Origin of the sequence: Serratia ficaria (assembly GCF_900187015.1) — a bacterium.
GTDB classification, from domain to species: domain Bacteria; phylum Pseudomonadota; class Gammaproteobacteria; order Enterobacterales; family Enterobacteriaceae; genus Serratia; species Serratia ficaria.
The window spans coordinates 4,136,566-4,156,256 of sequence record NZ_LT906479.1; the positions used below are offsets into that span (position 1 = coordinate 4,136,566).

The following is a 19,691-nucleotide window of genomic DNA, read 5'->3' on the forward strand; positions in this document are numbered from 1 at the left end:
TAACGATCACATAACAGAGGGCGCAGTATGTACGATAACCTGAAAAGCTTGGGCATCAATCAACCGGAAGACGTCGATCGCTATAGCCTGCGTCAAGAGGCCAATAACGACATCCTCAAGATTTATTTCCGCAAGGACAAGGGCGAGTTTTTCGCCAAAAGCGTGAAGTTCAAGTATCCGCGCCAGCGCAAAACCGTGGTGGCGGATAACGCCGGGCAGGGGTACAAGGAAATCCACGAGATCAACCCGAACCTGCGCTACGTGATCGACGAACTGGATCAGCTGTGCCAGCGCGACCAGGTGGAAGTGGATCTGAAGCGTAAAATTCTCGACGACCTGCGCCATCTCGAAGGCGTGGTGTCACACAAAATCGCCGAGATCGAATCCGATCTGGAAAAACTGACCCGCGGCAAATAATTCAGGGCCGGTTCGCCCGGCCCTTTTTTATTTCAGCAAGCTGCCCCACCGCTCCACCCAGGGGCAAGACGCCACCTCCGGCTCCGGCTGCTCCATCGCGTCTATCTCCAGCACTTCACCGATACGGGTCGCGCCCTGCTCCTGCAGCAGCGCGTCGAACGCGCGCCCGGCGCCGCAGAAATCGTCATAGCTGCTGTCACCCAACGCGATCAGACCATAGCGCAACTCCGGCTGATAGCCGACCTGATCGCGGATGGCGTGGAACAACGGCGCGATGCTGTCCGGCAGATCGCCCTGCCCGGTGGTCGAGGTGACCACCAGCGCGTAGTGCTGGCGATAAAACTGCCAGGCCTCCAGCGTGCCCTCTTCGAACAGTTTGACCTCATGGCCCTGTTCGCTGAGAATGTTTTCCGCCTCTTCCGCCACCAGCAGCGAATTGCCGTAGACGGTTCCCACGAAGATACCAACCTGAGCCATGGCTCCAACTCCCTTCATTACCTTTGAAAATTGTCAGCTATCCTGACCGTTAGCCGCACTAAACTCAACCCCGGCAAGCTCGGGGAAAACCCCCGCCCAGCCGAACTGCGCCATTACGCCCTGCCAGGGTTCATCCCAACGGGCGGAAATCTGCAGCGGTTCGCCGGTCACCGGGTGGTTCAGCTGCAGATGGCTGGCGTGCAGCATCAGCCGCGCGCAGCCGAAGTGCTGCGCCATGCCGCGGTTCTGGCGCAGATCGCCGTGCTTGCTGTCGCCGATGATCGGATGGCGAAGATGCACCATATGGCGGCGCAGCTGGTGCTTGCGGCCGTTTTCCGGCTTCAGCTCCAGCAGGCTGTAGCGCGCGCTGTCGTAGCGGCCGATGGCGACCGGCATCTCCACCTGCGCCAACGGCCGGTAGTGGGTCACCGCCGGCTGCGGGCCTTTGTCGGCCGTCGCATGTTTATCGGCGATCTTGTCCCGCTCTTCCGTCAGCGGGTAATCGAGGGTGGCCCCTTCCTGCACGTAGCCGCGCACCACCGCATGATAGGTTTTCTGCACCCGGTGTTGCTCGAACTGCTGCGACAGCAGGCGCGCCACCTCGCTGGACAGCGCCATCAACAGCACGCCGGAGGTCGGGCGGTCGAGGCGATGCACGGTGAACACGTGTTGACCGATCTGGTCACGCACCGTCTGCATCATAAACCGCGTTTCGTGGCGATCCAGCCAGCTGCGGTGCACCAGCCAGCCGGACGGTTTGTTCACCGCCACCAGGTGCTCATCCCGGTACAAAACCTCAATCACCATCTCTGTTCCTACGTAAAAGCCCAAATTCCGGCGCGAGTATAACAGGCGTGCGGCGCGGCGCTAGTTAACCCACTCGATGGTCACCAGCCGGCTGTCGGCCCGGCCGCGATCGTCCACCGCCCGGATGCGGTACCGCCCGTTGTTGACCGGCCGCCAGTCGATGGCCTTTTTGCTGGCGCTGCTGCCGAGATAGATATCGTCGACAAACCAGTACAGCGTTTTGCTGTCGGCGTCGGTCACCGCATTGAAGGCGATCTTGTCGCGCCCCTGCTGCGACTGGCGCAGGGTATAGGTGGTGTTCTTGAGCGGCGAGGTGATGCGCGGCGGGTTGCCGCCGACGGCGATGCCGTTATCCCTGCAGCGATTGAGCGGCGGCGCGCGCTTCGGCAAGCCGGCCTGGGCGAAAACGTTGGCCAGATCGGAAGGCCAGAACTCAAACACCTCGGTGCGAGTTTCGGCCGGATCATAGGGCGGGCAGGCGACTTCGCCGCTGTGAATATCCAGCACCACCGGGCGATAAACGCTGTCGACCTTGATCGGCGACTTGCCGGGAATGAACCAGGTTTTGCCCTTCTGCCGGCACCAGGGGGTAGGCAGATCGCCGCTGGCCAGGCAGATATCCACCCGCCGCAGCCGCTTCGGCCAGGCGTGCTTCGGCTCCTGCAGGGCCGGATCGCTGGCGTTCACGCTGTCGACGATGTTGAAAAACAGCGGAGCGGCCGCCTCGGCGCCGACCAGCGCGTTGTTGCCCCGGCTATCGAAGTTGCCCTCCCACACCACCAGCACATAGGGTCCGAAAATCCCCACGCTCCAGGCATCGCGAAATCCCCAGGAGGTGCCGGTTTTCCAATACACCGGCAGCGACGACGAGCGCTGCGCCAGGGTATCGCCCGGCCGCCGATGCTGACGCAGCATGTCCAGCGTAATGAAGCTGGCCTCTTCGCTGAGCAGGCGCACCGGCGGCGTCTGCGCCTCGCCGCGCAGCATGCGTAACGGGCGCAGCTCGCCGCGGTTGGCCAGCAGCGCGTACAGCTTCGCCAGCTCCTGCGCCGTCACCTCGCCGCCGCCCAGCACCAGCGAGAGCCCATAGTGATTCTCGCTGGCCATATTGGCGACGCCGGCCAGGCGCAGAAACTGATAAAAGGTCGGCTGCCGCAGCTGCGACGCCACGTAAACCGCGGGAATATTGCGGCTGAAGTTCAACGCGTCGGTGGCGGTTACCGGCCCGAGGAAGCGCCGGTCAAAATTTTCCGGCGCGTAGGCGCCGAATGACGAGGGCACGTCTTTCAGGATGGTCATCGGATGCAGCACGCCCTGCTCCATGCCCAGCGCATAGATAAAGGGCTTCAGCGTCGAACCGGGAGACCGCTTGGCGTTGGTGCCGTTCACCTGCCCCTGGATCGGGCGGTTGTAATAATCGGCCGATCCCACCAGCGCCCTCACCCCCATGTCGCGGCTGTCTACCAGCAACACCGCGGCGTTGTGAATCCCCCGGCTTTGGTTGCGGGCGATGAAGGCGTCCACCTGCCGTTCGACCAAGCGTTGAAGCCGCGCATCCAGCTGGGTGTCGACGCGGGTATCCCGCCGGACCAGCTGCTGGGTCTGCCGCCGCAGCTGTTCGATAAAATGCGGCGCGATATAAGGCATCTGCTCGGGCTGGCGCAGCGCCAACGGCAGCCGAAACAGCGCCCGCTGGCTGCCGTCGGTGGCGTAGACGTTCTGCCAGCGCTGGAACAGGCGGCTGCGCGCCTGCGTCAGCGCAATCCCCAGCACGCCGGTTTTCGGCGCCAGGCGGTAGCTTGGCGACTGCGGCAGGACGGCCAGCGTCAGCGCCTCGGGCAGGGTCAGATCCCGCGGCGCCTTGCCGAAATAGATCAGGCTGGCGGCGCCGATGCTTTCGATATTGCGGCCGTAGGGGGCGTAATTCAGATAGGCTTCCAGAATGTCGCGTTTGGAATAGCTCAGCTCCAGCTGTATGGCGCGCAGCACCTGCAGCAGTTTGCCCCCCGGCGTGCGGGTGTTGAGATGCCAGCGCATGCGCGCCAGCTGCATGCTGATGGTCGAACCGCCCTGCATCTTGCCGCCGGCGACGTAGCTGCGCCAAAAGCCGCGCATCAGGCCGATCGGGTTGAATCCGGGGTTGTAGTAGAACCAGCGGTCTTCGTGCAGCAACAGCCCGCGCACCGCCAGCGGTGACACCGCGTCGAGCGGCGTCCACAGACGATAGCGTTCGTCGTTGGCCAGGGTGATGCGCAGCAGGGCGCCGTGACGATCGTAATAAACGGATGACAGGGGCAGGCCCCGAGACAGCGGCGGATGCGGCCATAGCCGAATGGCGGCCAGCGTCAGCGCCAACAAAAATACCGCCATCAGGCCGTTTTGCAGCCAGGGTGTTTTCAGGATTTTCATGCGTTCTCACTGCCCCGGCGCCAGACGCTTGCCTGGCGCCGATCGCCGCCTAGGGGTTGTCAGCCGGCACCACCACCAGCTTACCGCTGCCGACCGACATGGCCTGCACTTCACGATCGTACATGGCTTCGCCGTAGGCCGGCGGAATAACAAAGCTGCCGGTATTGGTGGCCTTGATCTGATAAACGAACTCCTGCACCTCGGTGCCGGCGCTGCCGTAAATGATCACCCGGTCTTCGCGGATATCGCTGTAGTCCGGCGCCCAGCTGGAGCCCGCGGCGGCCAACGGCGACCGCCAGCCGCCGGCCGCGTCGCCTTCGCCCTCTTCGCCGCCCGCCTCCGGCGGCGTTTGCTGCACCACTTCGAACCCGCCCGGCAGCAGATCCACGATCGCCAGATTGCTCTGCCCCTCTTTGGCATTGGCGCGGATTTTCAGATGCACGTTGACCTTCTGCCCCAGCCGGACCTGCGCCAAGGGTTTGCCCTGCTCATCGGTGTAATCTCGGGTGATCTCCAGGCCGCGCGACAGCGCCTTCTGCGGTGCCGCCAGGTCATAACCCGACTGCGTCACCACGTACCAGGCCGGCGCATCGCCCTCGTTGCTGAAGCGCAGCGCGGCGGCGTCAGCGGTAAACCGCCCCTGAGCGAACAGCCCCTGCAGCGCCGCAATGCCCCGCGGCTGGCCGCCCCGATCGAGTTGGGCGATGCCCAGCGCGCCTCCGGCGGCAGGCTGCGCCGTCACCTGGGCCGAATAGCTCTCCAGCGCCAGGATGCTCATCGCCGAGGAATAGGTGGTGTAGCGCTCTTCTTTCAACGCCCGCACCATGTTCTCCAACACCTGCGGCGGGATCGACGCCACCTTCTCCGGGAAGTGGCGGGTAATCAAATAGAGCCGCGTCGCATCCTGCACCAGCGGATCGAAATAGTTCTGCGTCCACCAGGCCTGGTCATAGGCCTTGCTCAGCTGCTGCCAGCTCGGCTGCAGCAACGCGGCCGCCTCGTCATCCATCTTCAGCAACCGATAGGATGACGCCAGATACAGCGCGCTCAGGTCGGTTTTCCAGTGGTCCGGATAGCGTTTTTGCAGCGTATCCTGCACCGCGGCCAGCGAGTTGGTGGTCACTTCCCCCTGGCGCGTCAGCAGATAGACAGCCCAGCTGCGCAGACGCAGCAGGTACAGATCGTCAAAGCCGCTGGCCGCCAGCTCGCGCAGCGCGCCGTTGGCTTCGTCGAGCATGCCCTCCGGCAGCGCATAGCCGGCCTCTTTCGCCTCCAGCAGGTACTGCACCACATAAGGCGTGACGAAAGGATCGGCGTCCGGCGATGACCGCCAGGCGCCGATCGCCCCGCTGTCATTCTGGCGCGAGCGCAGCACGCCAAGCAGAGTATTCAGCTGTTTGCCGACCTCCGCCTGGCTCAGCCCGCTCTGCATTTCCGGATGGCGGCTCTGCAGCATCAGCGGGATGGCGCGGCTGACGATCTGTTCCGAGCAATAATAGGGGTAATCCGCCAGGTACTGCGCCAGCCCGCGGGTCAGCACCAGCGGCGAATGGGATACCGCCGCCCGGCGCTGCGCATAGGCGTCGAACATCTGGCGCAGGCCGTCGACCTTCTGGCTGGCGCCGCTCATCCGTCCCATCACCGACTGGGTGCGATACGGCATCGCCGGGCGCACCGAGGTGCTGATGGTGCGGCGGCTGGCTTTGTCGCCGTAGCGCGCGTCGAACACCAGGGGCGCGTCCCCCAGTGCGGCCCTGGCGCGCAGGCGGAAGTTGACCACCCCCTCGCGTTTTTCCGCCAGCGTCAGGCTTTGCGCGGCGTTGCCCACCACCTCCAGCTGCGGCGGCGGCGTCAGCTGAAGGTTCACCGCGACCGATTGGCCATTCAGCCCTTCAAGGTTGTTGCTGACGCCCACGCTGACGTCGAACTCATCGCCGGGCGCGACCATCGCCGGCACGTTTGGCGTCATGATGAAATTATCGCGCACCGTCGCCGCGGTTTGCGCCTTGCCGATTTTGTCCGGCGTCGCCGAGATCGCCATCACGCGGATTTTACCGTTGAAGTAATCCGGCACCGGATACACGAACTGTTTCTCGCCGTTCACTTCGCCGATGCCGGACCAGTAGGCCACCGGCTTGTCGCGCTTGCGTTTGAACGGGTTCAGGTTGAGATCCAGCCCTTCGCCGCCATCGCCGCCCGGCGCCGCCGTCAGCGCCATCAGCTTGCTGAACTCCGGCAGGATCAGGTCGAGGATCTGCGAGCTGCTCACGCTCAGTTCGCGTTTGCTGAAGAAGAACTCCAGCGGATCTTTCAGCCGGTAGCGGGCAACCTGCAGGATGCCCTCGTCGACGGCGAACAGCGCCACCTGCTGCGGGCCGTCGGTTTTCACCGTCATCGTCAGGTTTTCACCCGGTTTGATCACCGCCGGCGCCGTTATCTCCAGCCCGTTCTGCCGCGCGCGGGTGCTGATTTTGAACGGCATGACGCCGTAGCTCAGCGGGCTCATGAAGATCTCTCTGGAGTTGACGTCGCGCACGAACTGCACGTTAACGTAACCGTTGCCCTCCATGCCGGCCGGCAGGCGAATTTTCTGCACCGAGCTGGTGGTGTCGGTGTGGAACCACTGCCAGGCGTAAACCCGATCCTTTTCGATGGTGATCAGGCCGCTGCCGGTATAAGGGGCGGTGATCGCCACCTCTATCTCGTCACCGGGCTGGTATTCCGCCCGGTTCAGCTTCAGCTTCAGTTCGGCGTTGCGGTCCAGCGAGCGGCTGAGGTTGGCGTTGCCGGCCACGCTGTAGGCGACGCGGTTCAGCGTCTTGCCCTGCGCATCCTCGACCGCCAACACGAAATCGCCCGGCTTATCGGTGGCGAGCCGCAGGTCGTTGCCCCGTTCGCTCAGCGCCAGCGGCTGCTCCGACAGCGGAATTTCCTTCATCTTCGACTGGTATTTGTAAACGCCCGAATCCTGCCTGGTCAGCACGGAAATGTACTTCTGTTCGATCAGCACCCGCTTCAGGCCCGGCAAGGCGATCTGTTTCAGCGTCGGATCTATGGCGATCACGTTCAGGTGGCGCACCGCATCGCGGTTGATGTAGCCCAAATCGCCGTCGGCCTTCACGCCCACCAGATAATCATAAGGGGAGACCAGCGTCCGGGCGGTGGCCGCCACCGAGCGCCCGCCGCCGGCGACAAAGGCTTCCGACAGCAGCTGCAGCTGGTAAGTGGCGTCGCCATAGGACTTCAGGTCCAGCGGAATATTGGCCGTTCCCCGCTCATCGGTGGTGCGGTCTTCCAGCTCGGTTTCGAAGCCGTCGTTGTTGCGGCGGTTTTCGTAGAAGGCGTAATCAGGGTAGCGATCGAAGCTCGGGTACGTCGGCCGCAGCGTCAGCTTCGAGGTCACCCGACGATCCTGCGCCGGGGTGCCGAACAGGTTCTGCACGTCGATGCCGGCCTGCAGCTCCGAAGGTTTCACCCAGCCCTGCCGGCGATCCGGCGTCAGTTCCAGCTTCACCTTCAGTTGATCCGGTTCGAACTCTTTCACGTTGACTGAGGTATGGCCCAGCAGCGTCGAGGTGTCGTTGTTCTTGCCGATCAGGTACAGATAGACGTTCCACTCGCCGGTCGGCGAATTTTCATCGGTGGCATAGCTCAGCTCATTGAACCCGCTGGCGCCGAGGGTCAACGGCAGCGTGGCCATCAGCTTGTCGCGCGGATCGCGCACCTCGGCGCGCACCGGCACGCCGGCCAGCCCCAGGCTCCAGTCGGCGGCGCGGGTGATCAAACCGATATTGAAGGTATCGCCCGGGCGGTAAACGCCCCGATCGGAGAACAGGTAGCTGCCGAGCGCGCGCGGATCGGTCGGCGTTTCTTCGCCGGCAACGTCGAAACGCGAGAAGTCCAGCCCGCGATCGTGATAACCGCCGGTCGGCAGGAAGGAGACATCCCCCTCTTTCTCCACCAGGAACATCACCGGCTGGCGCTCATGGGTATAGACATCCAGCGCCGGGAAACGCACGTGGCCATTGGCGTCGGTCGTCCGGTTGAGCAAAGCGACGCCGTTTTTGGCGATCACCGACACCTTCGCGTTGCCGACCGGCGCGCCGCTGTGGATCGACTGTACGAATACATCGTGCGTTTTATCCTGCGAACGTTTGGCGACGATGCCCAAATCGGTCACCACCACAAAACGCGAATCGCCCACCGGGGCCGCGTCGTCGCCCTCTTCCTGCCGTTCGGCGTCTTCTTCCGCCTCCGGCTTCTGGTTCGGCTGCCATTCGGACAGCGTCAGCAGGAACACGCCGCGGTGGGAATCCGGGTTGGTGGACAGATAGCGCGAGAGGTCGATGCCCCGGTAATTCGCCTCGCCCGGGCGATCGTTATTGAGCGCCGTCTGGTATTTGAAATGCTCGGTGAAGTATTGGTCATTGAGCCGGTTAAATTCCGCGGAGGAGTATTCGCGGCTTTTCAAGGAAACGATGTGCTGCAGCTGGCTCGGGATCACCCGCTTGATGTCCAGCCGCAGCCCGGCCACGTTGCGCGCCGCCACGCTGATTTGCTTGTCGCCGTTAACCGACAGCAGCGAGCCCTGCGACATGAACCGCAGCGATTTCGGGAATTCCGGCACCTCGACCACGCGATAGGCCTTTTTCGGCATTTTGTAGCCGCCCGAAGAGACCAGCTGATTGTCGATCTCGATCAGCATAAAGCGGTGCGCCGGCGCGTCGAACCTGAAGCTGAACTGCGGCTGATAGGCCTCTTCCGCCTCGTTAAGCGTCAGGGGCAGCGGCGTCGACTGCGCCAGCACGTTTTTGGCGACGCTGTCGGTATCCCACTGATGGAAATCATCCGCATCCCCGGCCGCCGCGGGATCGTTGGGATCGTGCTGCGGCAGCAGCCAGGCTTTGACGCCGCGCGCCAGCGCCTTATCCTTCACCGCATCGCTGAAAACGAGGATCAGGGCGCGTTGCCCTTTGGCGCCATCGGCATCCACCACCTGAGCGCTGACGTCGTTCAGCGCCAGGCTGTACAGGTTCGGCACCGCCACCCAGTTGCTCTTCGCTTCGCCGACGGCGTTGGCGGGCACCGTCGCTTTGACGCCCTGGCCGACGGTCAGATGCACCGCCCCGCCCTGATCCAGCGCCTGCAGCGGTTCGGAGTGGACCCAGGCATTCAATTTTTTCTCATCGTAAACCAGCGAGAAATTGAGCTTTTTCTCCGACGCGGCGTTGCCTTCTTTCAGCCCCAGCGAGACCTGTTTTTCAAAGCTGGCGACATCCACCGGCGCATTGAACTTCAGGTTGAAGATGGCGCTGCGCTTTTGCGGATCCTGCGGATCACGGTAATACTCGGCCTGCCCCAGGCGGTAGTCGAAGGCCGGCACCTTGAAGGTATAACGGGTCGTGGCGAGTTTGATCTGCGGCGCCAGCAACGTGGCGGGATCGAGGTTGACTTCGTATTGCGCGCCCATCGGCAACGGTTTTTTCGGCGTGAAGACCAGGGTCCAGCCGTTGCTCCAGCGCCACTGGCCTTCAGCGGCCGGCTTGAGCCGGATCCCCTGGCTGACCGCCTTGCCCACCCCGGTCAGCGGCGCCGCCGAGTTGCTGAACGCCAGGCTCATCGCCTGCGGCGACAGCGTCTGCGCGGCGTAATCAACCGGCTCGGGATTGGCAACCTGCACGCTGGTTTGCTGATACGCCAGCGGCGCCGGCTCGATCGGCTGCGGCCGATTCTGCCACCAGTGCCAGCCGTAAAAGGCGCCGCCCGCGGCGCACAGCAACAGCAGCAACGCCAGGCTGATGGCCTTCGGGTGTTGGTCCACCCCGCTTTCCAGCCGCGCAAAGGCCCGCGGCAGCGCCCCCCACCAGGCCGGCGCGCGCCAGTCGATATTGCCGACCAAGGGCCGCAACAGCCGCCCCAGCAGCGCCAACGCCAGCGCCAACAGGCGAAACGCGGCTTTTACCAGAGTAAAAGGCAGACGAAGGACAAACCTTAATAAATCCATTATTGCAGCACCTTATCATCCTTTACAGATCCCCGAGCCATCGGGTCCGAAAGACGCCGCCGAATGCCTGTCCTGGCGTCTGCGTACTACATTACTATGCCGGCTGGTGAAAAAACGCGACTGCCCGCCGGATCAGGCGTCTTTATTCAACATCAGGTCCAGCCGCTGCAGCAGCACCAACAGCGGCAGGCAGTTCGGATCGTTGTCCTTCAGCGCCAGTTCAAAATACGGCGTGAGGGCGAAACGCGTCGGCAACGGCGCCTCGGCATCCAGCAGCGCGTGCATGCGCGGCAAAAACACCCACTGCAGCCAGGCTTCGGCCGGCATGGTGTCGACGCAGAAGGGTTCGGGGCTGGCGAGCGCCTCAGGCTCAGGCGACGCGGCCTGCCACAGGCCCAAATCACGCATGGATTGTTCAATCGCCTGCAAACTGTGGCGAACCTGATTATGTATACTCATCTGCATTCCCGATCTATTTTCATCATGATGTTCAGCCGCATGGCTGAAAGGCGGCAAAGCATAGCATTTTTATAGCCTAAATTCGGCTGACGTGACGCTCGCGGCGGTTTTTATCTGGTGGCGCCCGCCGACCCACGGCACAATAAGCCCACCGAATACTCCATACAGATTAGACAGATGTCAGCCACCACACAGACAACAAATCACGCCACGCCCGGCAAGGCCATGCTGGCCTCGGTCACCGGCTACGCCATGGACGGTTTCGACCTGCTGATCCTCGGCTTTATGCTGCCGGCCATCAGCATTGAACTGGGGTTAACCTCATCGGCCGCCGGTTCGCTGGTCACCTGGACGCTGATCGGCGCGGTGCTGGGCGGCGTGATTTTCGGCCACCTCAGCGACCGTTTCGGCCGCATCCGGGTGCTCACCATCACCATCCTGATGTTCTCGCTGTTTACCGGCTTGTGCGCCGTGGCGCAGGGCTACTGGGATCTGCTGGCTTACCGCACGCTGGCCGGCATCGGGCTGGGCGGCGAATTCGGCATCGGCATGGCCCTGATCGCCGAAGCCTGGCCGGCGGAGAAGCGCAACCGCGCCTCGGCCTACGTCGGCATGGGCTGGCAGCTGGGCGTGCTGGCCGCCGCCTTCCTCACGCCGCTGCTGCTGCCCCATATCGGCTGGCGCGGCATGTTCCTGGTCGGGCTGCTGCCGGCGCTGGTGTCGTTCCTGATCCGCCGCACCATGGGGGAGCCGGAAGCCTTCACGCGGCAGAAAGATCTCGGGTCGTCGCTGTCGTTCGGCCAACGCCTGCGCCTGCTGTTTAAGGATCGCGCCACCAGCAAGGCCAGCGTCGGCATCTTCATTTTGTGCTCGGTGCAGAACTTCGGTTATTACGGATTGATGATCTGGATGCCGACCTACCTGGCGAAAAACTTCGGTTTCTCGCTGACTAAATCCGGCCTGTGGACGGCGGTGACGGTGATTGGCATGACCTTCGGCATCTGGCTGTTCGGCCTGTTGGCCGATCGCTTCGCCCGCTGGAAGATTTTTATCGTTTATCAGGTTGGCGCCGTGGTGATGGTGATCGGCTATGCGCAGCTGAGTGATCCGACGCTGATGCTGTTCGCCGGCGCGCTGATGGGGATGTTCGTCAACGGCATGATCGGCGGCTATGGCGCGCTGATTTCCGATACCTACCCGGTACAGGCCCGCGCCACCGCGCAAAACATCCTGTTCAACCTGGGGCGCGGCGTTGGCGGCTTGGGGCCATTGGTGATCGGCGCGCTGGTGACGCAGGTTTCTTTCACGGCGGCAATCAGCCTGCTGGCGGCTATCTATCTGCTGGATATTTACGCCACGCTGTTCCTGCTGCCGAAAAAGCAGGTCTCCGGCGATACGCTGGGCGCGATTGGTTAACGATGGCGATAGGTCGGACGGGAACGGCCGGCGACAAAAAAGTTGGGGGCACTGCGTTAACAGTGCCCCCGGTTCGTTTTATAGCTGTCCCGCTACACAGTGTGCTCCCTGCTCAATCCTTGAAAACTTTTCCTGCGGTCATCCGGACCAAAAGCTCCATGCATCATCCTGCAGCGCCGTCCTGACGCGGTTCCTCAGTCTTCCTGACCCGCCGACGGTCCTGTGTCGGCTCTCAATCTCCGTCCTGGAGGTGTCCCTGGTTTCAATCCTGAAACATCCTGGGCATCTCCTGACGCCATCCTTCGCTCTTCGTTGAGCGCATCCCTTTCTTCATCCTGAAGCTGCATCGTCCTGATGCTTTCCCGCTCCGCCGGTTCCCTTCCGGTAGGCATAAGATCGCCCAATTCCCCCGCGATCACAAGGGCTTGGCCGGTAGCGCAGGTTAATTTTCCCCTAAGAGTTATCCTAAAGAATTTCTAACCAATTGATCTGGATAACAATAAGCCCAACCGGCCGCGGCGGGCAGGGAAAATTAAAAGCGATCTCTCACAGCCCGTGTGAGAGATCTCTCACAAGGAAACGACCGATTTCGGCCTCAGGCCGCCAGCGTCGGGCGCAATGCGTCGAGGAAATTCCCCAGCGTCGCCGCCAGCAGCGTGCGCTTATCGCTGCCGAACTGCTCCAGCACCACGTTGCCGCTGACGTTGCACAGCGACACCATGGTCATTTCGGATTCGGTGGTGGCCAGGAACAGGGTCGGCGACAGCTTCAGGCGTTTCTGGGTCACCAGATGGCCGATCAGGTTTTCCTGCAGGCGAATGAAGTCGTCCTCGCTCCAAACCTGCAGCAGGCTCAGGCGGTGCTCGCCGAACCGGGCGTCCATGTCGCCCGCATACTGCTGGGTGTAAAAAAGGTGCGCATCCGGCTGCAGCCTCAGTTCCAGCGCGGTCTCCACCTTTTCCAGCGTCGCGGCGGGGGTGAAAGGCTGCGGCAGCCACCACACCTCGTCAGCGCGATTTTCCACGATGCAGGGCGACGGCACGCCATACAGCGCCTGGCTGGCCGGCGCATGGCCGCGTTCCTGCCGCCACAGCTCGACATAGCGCTGGGTGAATTCACGCAGGGCGTGGGTGACATCGTGATCCATATTTATTCTCGCATACGTTAAACTGGGGGCCATTGTACCTATCTATTACCAAGGTGACAGCAGATGTCCTCATATCAAGACCACCAGGCCCTGTCGGAACTGACGCTGGGCAAACCCACCGCCTATCGCGACAGCTACGACGCCGCTCTGCTGCAGGCGGTGCCGCGCAGCATGAACCGCGAGCCGCTGGGTTTGTCCGCCGACAGCCTGCCGTTCCACGGCGCGGACATCTGGACGCTGTATGAGCTCTCCTGGCTGAACGCCAACGGGCTGCCGCAGGTGGCGGTGGGCGAAATCAGCCTCAACGCCGACAGCCTCAACCTGATCGAATCCAAGAGCTTCAAGCTGTATCTCAACAGCTTCAACCAAACGCCGTTTGCCGACCGGGAAAGCGTGCGCGCCACGCTGCAGCGCGATTTGTCCGCCTGCGCCCAGGGAGAGGTGAGCGTCACCCTGTTCAGCGTCGAACAGCTCGAAGGCAGCGCTATCGCCCGCCTGGAGGGAGAATGCATCGACCACCAGGACATTCGCATCGATAACTATGAGTTCAACGCCGACTACCTGCAGAACGCCGCGGGCGCCGAGGTGGTGGAAGAACGGCTGGTCAGCCATCTGCTGAAATCCAACTGCCTGATCACCCATCAGCCGGACTGGGGTTCGGTGCAAATCCATTATCGCGGCGGGAAACTCGACCGCGAGGCGCTGCTGCGCTATCTGGTGTCCTTCCGCCATCACAATGAATTCCACGAACAGTGCGTCGAACGCATCTTCAACGATCTGATGCGCTATTGCCGCCCGCAGAGCCTGACGGTGTACGCCCGCTACACCCGCCGCGGCGGGCTGGACATCAATCCGTGGCGCAGCAACGTCGACTTCTCGCCCGCGCACGGCCGCCTGGCGCGCCAATAAGTGCGCAACGCTGCTCAACAACTGAGCTAACGAGCGGTTTGTATTGGTAAAAGTCAGGTGACGGCGGTAAGGTTAAATCAGGTGCGCCATCAGGCGCTTGCCGCCGCGCGCCGCCCATAACGAGATGCTGTTTTGCTGCGTATGGATTACTACTGCCCCGCATCGGGAGCGAAGGAGTTACCTTGATTACACACATCAGCCCGCTTGGCTCTATGGATTTGTTGTCGCAGCTGGAAGTAGACATGCTGAAGCGCACCGCCAGCAGCGACCTGTACCGCCTGTTCCGCAACTGTTCGCTGGCCGTGTTGAACTCCGGCAGCCAGACCGACAACAGCAAACAGCTGTTGTCCCGCTATGAAACCTTTGATATCAACGTGCTGCGCCGCGAGCGCGGGGTGAAGCTGGAGCTGGTCAACCCGCCGGAAGACGCTTTCGTCGACGGCCGCATTATCCGCTCGCTGCAGGCCAACCTGTTCGCCGTGCTGCGCGACATCCTGTTCGTGCACGGCCAGATCGACAGCGCCGGCAGTTTCCAGCACCTGAACCTGGAAAACTCGGCCCATATCACCAACCTGGTGTTCTCCATCCTGCGCAATGCCCGCGCGCTGCATCTGGACGAAGATCCCAACATGGTGGTGTGCTGGGGCGGCCACTCGATCAACGAAAACGAATACCTCTATGCGCGCAAGGTCGGCAGCCAGCTGGGCCTGCGCGAGCTGAACATCTGCACCGGCTGCGGGCCGGGCGCGATGGAAGCGCCGATGAAGGGCGCGGCGGTCGGCCATGCGCAGCAGCGCTACCACAACAGCCGCTTTATCGGCATGACCGAACCTTCGATCATCGCCGCCGAGCCGCCTAACCCGCTGGTCAACGAGCTGGTGATCATGCCGGACATCGAAAAGCGCCTGGAGGCCTTCGTGCGCATCGCCCACGGCATCATCATCTTCCCGGGCGGCGTCGGCACGGCGGAAGAGTTGCTGTACCTGCTGGGCATCCTGATGAATCCGGAGAACAGCGAGCAGGTGCTGCCGCTGATCCTGACCGGGCCGAAAGAGAGCGCCGATTACTTCCGCGTGCTGGATGAGTTCATCATGAATACGCTGGGCGACGAGGCACGCCGCCACTACAGCATCATCATCGATGACCCGGCGGAGGTGGCGCGTCAGATGAAAAAAGCCATGCCGTTGGTGAAGGAAAACCGCCGCAACACCGGCGACGCCTACAGCTTCAACTGGTCGATCCGCATCGCGCCGGATCTGCAGCTGCCATTCGAGCCGACCCATGAAAACATGGCCAATCTCAACCTGTACCCGGATCAACCGGCGGAGCAGCTGGCCGCTGCGCTGCGGCGCGCGTTCTCCGGCATCGTGGCCGGCAACGTGAAGGAAAACGGCATTCACGCCATCGAGCAGTTCGGCCCTTACAAGCTGCACGGCGAACCGCAGATGATGAAGCAAATGGACAGCCTGCTGCAGGGCTTCGTCGCCCAGCACCGCATGAAGCTGCCGGGCAGCGCCTACGTGCCCTGCTATGAAATCGTAGCCTGACTCTCAATCCCGGGCGGCGCGACGGCCGCCCTTCTTTTTTCTGACCTTGCAGCCCATGATGATACATCTACTGATTGTCGACGCCCTGAACCTCATCCGCCGCATCCACGCGGTGCAGGGTTCCCCCTGCGTGAACGCCTGCCGGCATGCGCTCGCGCAGCTGATTCAGCACAGCCGGCCGACGCACGCGGTGGCGGTGTTCGACGAAGACGACCGCAGCGAGAGCTGGCGCCACCAAATCCTGCCCGACTACAAGGCCGGCCGCTCGCCGATGCCGGAGAACCTGCAGCAGGAAATGCCGCAGCTGCGCCGGGCGTTCGCCGAACTGGGCGTCGCCAGCTGGCATTCGCCGGGCAACGAAGCGGACGATCTGGCGGCCACGCTGACGGCGAAAATCGCCGGCGGCGGCCATCAGGTCACCATCGTTTCCACCGACAAAGGCTACTGCCAACTGCTGGCGCCGCAGGTGCAGATCCGCGATTACTTTCAGAAACGCTGGCTGGACCTGCCGTTTGTCCAACAGGAATTCGGCGTTTCACCGCAGCAGCTGCCGGATTATTGGGGGCTGGCGGGTATCGGCAGCAGCAAGATCCCCGGCGTAGCCGGCATCGGCCCCAAAACGGCGGTGTTGTTGTTGCAACAGCGGGGAAGTCTGGATGGGCTGTACCAGGAACTGGAGCAGGTGCCGGAGAAGTGGCGCGGCAAACTGCAAAAACACCGCGAGCTGGCTTATATCAGCAAACGGGTCGCCACGTTGCGTACCGACCTGACGCTGGACGGCAACCTGCAGCAGCTGCGTTTGCCGATAAACTAAGGGCGCTGCACGCAGCGCCCCTTGGCGATAAATCAGTCGCGCTCGTCGCGCCGGCCGGGAACGGCCGACCACATGCGGCGCACGTGCACGGTGATCTCTTCGCGATCGTGATACAGCTGCTTGGCATGCACCTCGGCGCTGATGCCCGCCGCCGCCAGCGCTTCGCGGATGCTCTGCAGGTTCTGCGACACTTCCTCGTAACGCTTTTTCATCGGCAGCTTCAGGTTGAAGATGGCTTCACGGCACCAGCCTTTCACCAGCCACTGGATCATCAGGCTGGTCACCTTGGCCGGTTTTTCCACCATGTCGCACACCAGCCAGTAAATTTTGCTGCTGGTCGGTTCGAATTTAAAACCGTCGGCGCGGTGGTGGGTGACCTGTCCGGTCTCCATCAGGCTCGGCGCCATCGGGCCGTTATCCACCGAGTGCACCATCATGCTGCGCTTCACCAGCTGATAGGTCCAGCCGCCCGGGCAGGCGCCCAGATCGACCGCGTGCATGCCGCTGGCCAGGCGTTCGTCCCACTCGTCGGCGGGAATGAAGACGTGAAACGCCTCTTCCAGCTTCAGGGTGGAGCGGCTCGGCGCATCCGACGGGAAGCGCAGGCGCGGAATGCCCATATAGAACGGCGAGTTGTTGTTGCTGAAGGAATAGCCGACGTAGCAGCACCCCGGGGCGATAAAGAACACGTGCACCACCGGGCGCGTCGGGTTCTCACGCGCCATCAGCACTTTCTGTTCGCGCATCGCGGCGCGCAGCGGCACCGTCAGCTTGCGGCAGAACTTCATCAGCTCTTTGCTTTCGTTGGTGTCCGGCACTTCCACCCGCAGCTCGCCGCCGCGATCGACCACGCCGATCAGCATGCCGACGATCGGCGATACCCGATCTTCCGGCGGCAGGTCACGCAGCAGCTCCCCCACCACCAGCATCTGGCGGGCGAAAATCAGCTCGCGGAACGGGATTTCCCGCGCCAGACGGTCGGCGTCATCCGGCTGATAACATTCAAACAGCACGTAGCCGCTGTTGTCTTTCACTCGGGCAAAGCCGAAAACTTCCAGCTGGGCTGCCTTGTCGGTAATTTCCGCCGCGCACTCTTTCTCAAAGCCGGGGCGGCAGTACAACGCAATCTTATTCATGGCGCTCGGCCTTTTTCCTCAGACGCAAAGCGCCAATCAACATCAATACCCAGCCAATCAGGAAACATACGCCGCCAACCGGCGTGATATAGACCCAGACCTTCAGGTGCGACAGCGCCAGACAGTACAGACTGCCGCTGAACAAAACGGTGCCGAGCGCCAACAGCGCCCCGCTCCAGTAGAACCACAGGCTCACGCGGCGCTGCATCGCCACCGCCAACGCCAGGATGGTCAGGGTATGAAAGCCCTGATATTCCAGGCCGGTGCGGATCCAGGCCATTTCATTGGCGCCGAGCGTACCGCTTAATACGTGCGCGCCGAACGCGCCCAGCGCGACAAACACAAAGCCGCTGATGGCGGCAAAAATCAGCATGGAACGGCTGCTCATCGTTATTTACCCTATAAAAGAAAATCGGCGGCTGCCTGCCGGCAACCTGCCTTATTGTTCGTAGCGAAAGCGGAATTTCTCCTGCTCGCTGGCTGCCCGCGCCAGGATCCACTGGCGGAAGGCGGCTATTTTACCCAGTTCTGCCTGGCTGTCATGACATACCAGATAAAAAGCATTTTTACTGACCAGCACATCATTGAAGGGACACACCAGGCGCCCGGCCTCGATTTCGGTTTGCGCCATCACGTTATTCACCAGCGCCACGCCCTGGCCATGCACCGCCGCCTGCACCACCATGGCGCTGTGGCTGAAGATCGGCCCCTGCTGCACGTTGATGTGCTGCAGCCCCAGTTGGCGGGTATAGGCCAGCCAGTCGCGGCGGGAAGTATCATGCAGCAGCGTATGATAAGCCAGATCGTCCGTCACTTTTAACGGATGATCGCCGGCCAACAGGCTCGGCGAACACACCGGCAGCAGATATTCCGCATACAGACGCTCGGCGCGCAACCCCGGCCAGTTGCCGCGGCCATAGAAAATCGCCACGTCGACGTCGTCCGCCAGCTTGTCTTCTTCGCGGTCCACCGCCTGGATGCGCACGTCGATGCCCGGATAAGCTGAGTTAAAGCCGGAGAGTCTCGGCACCAGCCACTGAATGGCGAAACTGGGCGGCAAACTGACGGTCAGCGCCCCTTTGGCGCTGCGCGCCTGCAGCTTGCGCGTCGCCTCGTTGATCGAGGAAAAGATTTCCTTGATGTCGAGGTAGTAGCTTTGCCCTTCCTCCGTCAGCAACAGCGAACGGTTGCGGCGCCGGAACAGCTTCAGGCCGAGAAAATCCTCCAGCGACTTGATCTGGTGGCTCACCGCGGCCTGGGTCACAAACAGCTCCTCAGCCGCTTTGGTAAAGCTCAGATGACGGGCGGCCGCATCGAAAACGCGCAGCGCATTAAGGGGGGGTAAGCGTTTAGACATTAATTAGCTACTTTTGTGTAACAATAATCCGAATGATTCGGCGTCAAAAATCAGGCGGCGTTGTGTGGCACGCCATGGGTTGAGTATAACAAACTATTGCCATTAGTTTTTTTAATCCGAGCCATTATAATTTGTCCGTTGAGGATGCGCCAGCAAATACCTATAGTGGCGGCACTTCCCGGGCCGGAACGAAAAGGGATTGGGTGTCGAGGACGCCGATGAACTTTTGGCTTGTGGTTGTGATGTTGTGTTTGCAAATTGTCCGGCAATCCGGACGTGGTAGCTAAGCTACTGTTTTTTCACTTCCTGTACATTTACCCTGTCTGTCCATAGTGATTTTATGCAGCACCGCAAGATTTGCGGTGCTTTTTTTTGCCTGACGTTTACTGGTCGCTTTCGACCATTTCTTTCACGTCGGCACGGTTGATCTGCTGCTCAACGCCGTTGGCGTCCTGATAGCTGATCATGCCGGTGTCGTTGTCCACTTTAGGTTTGCCGTCAGCGACAATGGTGCGGCCGTCATTGGTATGCATCACGTAGTTGCTGGAGCAGGCTGCCAGAGTGAACGTAAGCATCAGGGCAGAGATAACTGCGGCTGTTTTCTTCATTGTGGACTCCTTGTAGTTTTAAATGCTGTGAAAAACCCTTTATGTTATTCAACGCTATCATTTAGCGCGCAATCAACAGCATAACAAACCTTACGGAGATTGCCAGGCGATAAGTCCTAATGAGCGGGATAACTTGTCTCCGGCGGCAAAATAGGACAGGATCAGCCATCGACTCAAGCCAGTG

General features: G+C 61.9%; 15 protein-coding genes. 5 read left to right on the forward strand and 10 right to left on the reverse strand.

What is annotated here, in order from left to right; genetic code table 11:
• Positions 1–27: 27 nt before the first annotated feature.
• Positions 28–417: a DUF3461 family protein gene (locus CKW09_RS19535; RefSeq protein WP_006318690.1), complete on the forward strand. Its 390-nt coding sequence runs from the start codon at positions 28–30 to the stop codon at positions 415–417.
• Positions 418–444: 27 nt separating this feature from the next.
• On the opposite strand, the gene CKW09_RS19540 is transcribed toward CKW09_RS19535, so the two are convergent.
• The 5 genes from CKW09_RS19540 to CKW09_RS19560 form a co-directional block, all read right to left on the reverse strand.
• Positions 445–894: a flavodoxin gene (locus CKW09_RS19540; RefSeq protein ID WP_061796738.1), complete on the reverse strand. Its 450-nt coding sequence runs from the start codon at positions 892–894 to the stop codon at positions 445–447.
• A 33-nt stretch (positions 895–927) separates the two neighbouring features.
• Complete coding sequence (truC, locus tag CKW09_RS19545) at positions 928–1,701, reverse strand: tRNA pseudouridine(65) synthase TruC (protein WP_370671114.1); 774 nt, start codon at positions 1,699–1,701, stop codon at positions 928–930.
• Between the two features lie 60 nt (positions 1,702–1,761).
• Entirely contained in the window at positions 1,762–4,110 is a 2,349-nt protein-coding gene (gene pbpC, locus CKW09_RS19550; protein ID WP_095098979.1) for a penicillin-binding protein 1C, read from the reverse strand.
• A 49-nt stretch (positions 4,111–4,159) separates the two neighbouring features.
• On the reverse strand, positions 4,160–10,114 hold the full coding sequence (locus CKW09_RS19555; RefSeq protein ID WP_095098982.1) for an alpha-2-macroglobulin family protein: 5,955 nt from the start codon (positions 10,112–10,114) through the stop codon (positions 4,160–4,162).
• Between the two features lie 132 nt (positions 10,115–10,246).
• Positions 10,247–10,573: a YqcC family protein gene (locus CKW09_RS19560; RefSeq protein ID WP_167387257.1), complete on the reverse strand. Its 327-nt coding sequence runs from the start codon at positions 10,571–10,573 to the stop codon at positions 10,247–10,249.
• 177 nt (positions 10,574–10,750) lie between these two features.
• Here CKW09_RS19560 and CKW09_RS19565 point away from each other — a divergent pair, with 177 nt between their 5' ends.
• Entirely contained in the window at positions 10,751–11,989 is a 1,239-nt protein-coding gene (locus tag CKW09_RS19565) for an MFS transporter (protein WP_061796744.1), read from the forward strand.
• Between the two features lie 595 nt (positions 11,990–12,584).
• Here CKW09_RS19565 and syd read toward each other — a convergent pair.
• Positions 12,585–13,136 carry a SecY-interacting protein gene (gene syd / locus CKW09_RS19570; protein ID WP_095098988.1) on the reverse strand — a complete coding sequence of 184 codons (552 nt, stop codon included), beginning with the start codon at positions 13,134–13,136 and terminating at the stop codon, positions 12,585–12,587.
• A 63-nt stretch (positions 13,137–13,199) separates the two neighbouring features.
• Here syd and queF point away from each other — a divergent pair, with 63 nt between their 5' ends.
• The 3 genes from queF to xni all read left to right on the forward strand — a co-directional run bounded on the left by queF (position 13,200) and on the right by xni (position 16,406).
• Positions 13,200–14,045: an NADPH-dependent 7-cyano-7-deazaguanine reductase QueF gene (gene queF, locus CKW09_RS19575; RefSeq protein WP_061796749.1), complete on the forward strand. Its 846-nt coding sequence runs from the start codon at positions 13,200–13,202 to the stop codon at positions 14,043–14,045.
• 182 nt (positions 14,046–14,227) lie between these two features.
• Entirely contained in the window at positions 14,228–15,592 is a 1,365-nt protein-coding gene (ppnN, locus tag CKW09_RS19580; protein ID WP_095098991.1) for a nucleotide 5'-monophosphate nucleosidase PpnN, read from the forward strand.
• Between the two features lie 55 nt (positions 15,593–15,647).
• Positions 15,648–16,406: a flap endonuclease Xni gene (xni, locus tag CKW09_RS19585; RefSeq protein ID WP_061796752.1), complete on the forward strand. Its 759-nt coding sequence runs from the start codon at positions 15,648–15,650 to the stop codon at positions 16,404–16,406.
• Between the two features lie 32 nt (positions 16,407–16,438).
• Here the strand turns inward: xni and rlmM are convergent, their stop codons facing one another.
• The 4 genes from rlmM to CKW09_RS19605 form a co-directional block, all read right to left on the reverse strand.
• Positions 16,439–17,542, reverse strand: coding sequence for a 23S rRNA (cytidine(2498)-2'-O)-methyltransferase RlmM (gene rlmM / locus CKW09_RS19590; protein WP_095098993.1), 1,104 nt, complete (start codon positions 17,540–17,542; stop codon positions 16,439–16,441).
• Complete coding sequence (locus CKW09_RS19595) at positions 17,535–17,930, reverse strand: DUF423 domain-containing protein (protein ID WP_095098996.1); 396 nt, start codon at positions 17,928–17,930, stop codon at positions 17,535–17,537. The genes rlmM and CKW09_RS19595 overlap by 8 nt, the downstream gene beginning before the upstream one ends.
• A 51-nt stretch (positions 17,931–17,981) precedes the next feature.
• A complete protein-coding gene (locus CKW09_RS19600) occupies positions 17,982–18,899 on the reverse strand; it encodes a transcriptional regulator GcvA (RefSeq protein ID WP_061796757.1) in 918 nt (305 codons plus the stop codon).
• Positions 18,900–19,282: 383 nt separating this feature from the next.
• On the reverse strand, positions 19,283–19,507 hold the full coding sequence (locus CKW09_RS19605) for a YgdI/YgdR family lipoprotein (protein WP_061796759.1): 225 nt from the start codon (positions 19,505–19,507) through the stop codon (positions 19,283–19,285).
• Positions 19,508–19,691: the final 184 nt, after the last annotated feature.

Bases quoted from the DNA above. Each gene is read 5' to 3' on its own strand.
- rlmM (WP_095098993.1), bottom strand. From the start codon at position 17,542: ATGAATAAGATTGCGTTGTACTGCCGCCCCGGCTTTGAGAAAGAGTGC.
- xni (WP_061796752.1), top strand. From the start codon at position 15,648: ATGATGATACATCTACTGATTGTCGACGCCCTGAACCTCATCCGCCGC.
- CKW09_RS19560 (WP_167387257.1), bottom strand. From the start codon at position 10,573: ATGAGTATACATAATCAGGTTCGCCACAGTTTGCAGGCGATTGAACAA.
- syd (WP_095098988.1), bottom strand. From the start codon at position 13,136: ATGGATCACGATGTCACCCACGCCCTGCGTGAATTCACCCAGCGCTAT.
- CKW09_RS19565 (WP_061796744.1), top strand. From the start codon at position 10,751: ATGTCAGCCACCACACAGACAACAAATCACGCCACGCCCGGCAAGGCC.
- CKW09_RS19540 (WP_061796738.1), bottom strand. From the start codon at position 894: ATGGCTCAGGTTGGTATCTTCGTGGGAACCGTCTACGGCAATTCGCTG.
- CKW09_RS19605 (WP_061796759.1), bottom strand. From the start codon at position 19,507: ATGAAGAAAACAGCCGCAGTTATCTCTGCCCTGATGCTTACGTTCACT.
- queF (WP_061796749.1), top strand. From the start codon at position 13,200: ATGTCCTCATATCAAGACCACCAGGCCCTGTCGGAACTGACGCTGGGC.
- CKW09_RS19555 (WP_095098982.1), bottom strand. From the start codon at position 10,114: ATGGATTTATTAAGGTTTGTCCTTCGTCTGCCTTTTACTCTGGTAAAA.
- pbpC (WP_095098979.1), bottom strand. From the start codon at position 4,110: ATGAAAATCCTGAAAACACCCTGGCTGCAAAACGGCCTGATGGCGGTA.
- CKW09_RS19535 (WP_006318690.1), top strand. From the start codon at position 28: ATGTACGATAACCTGAAAAGCTTGGGCATCAATCAACCGGAAGACGTC.
- CKW09_RS19600 (WP_061796757.1), bottom strand. From the start codon at position 18,899: ATGTCTAAACGCTTACCCCCCCTTAATGCGCTGCGCGTTTTCGATGCG.
- CKW09_RS19595 (WP_095098996.1), bottom strand. From the start codon at position 17,930: ATGAGCAGCCGTTCCATGCTGATTTTTGCCGCCATCAGCGGCTTTGTG.
- truC (WP_370671114.1), bottom strand. From the start codon at position 1,701: ATGGTGATTGAGGTTTTGTACCGGGATGAGCACCTGGTGGCGGTGAAC.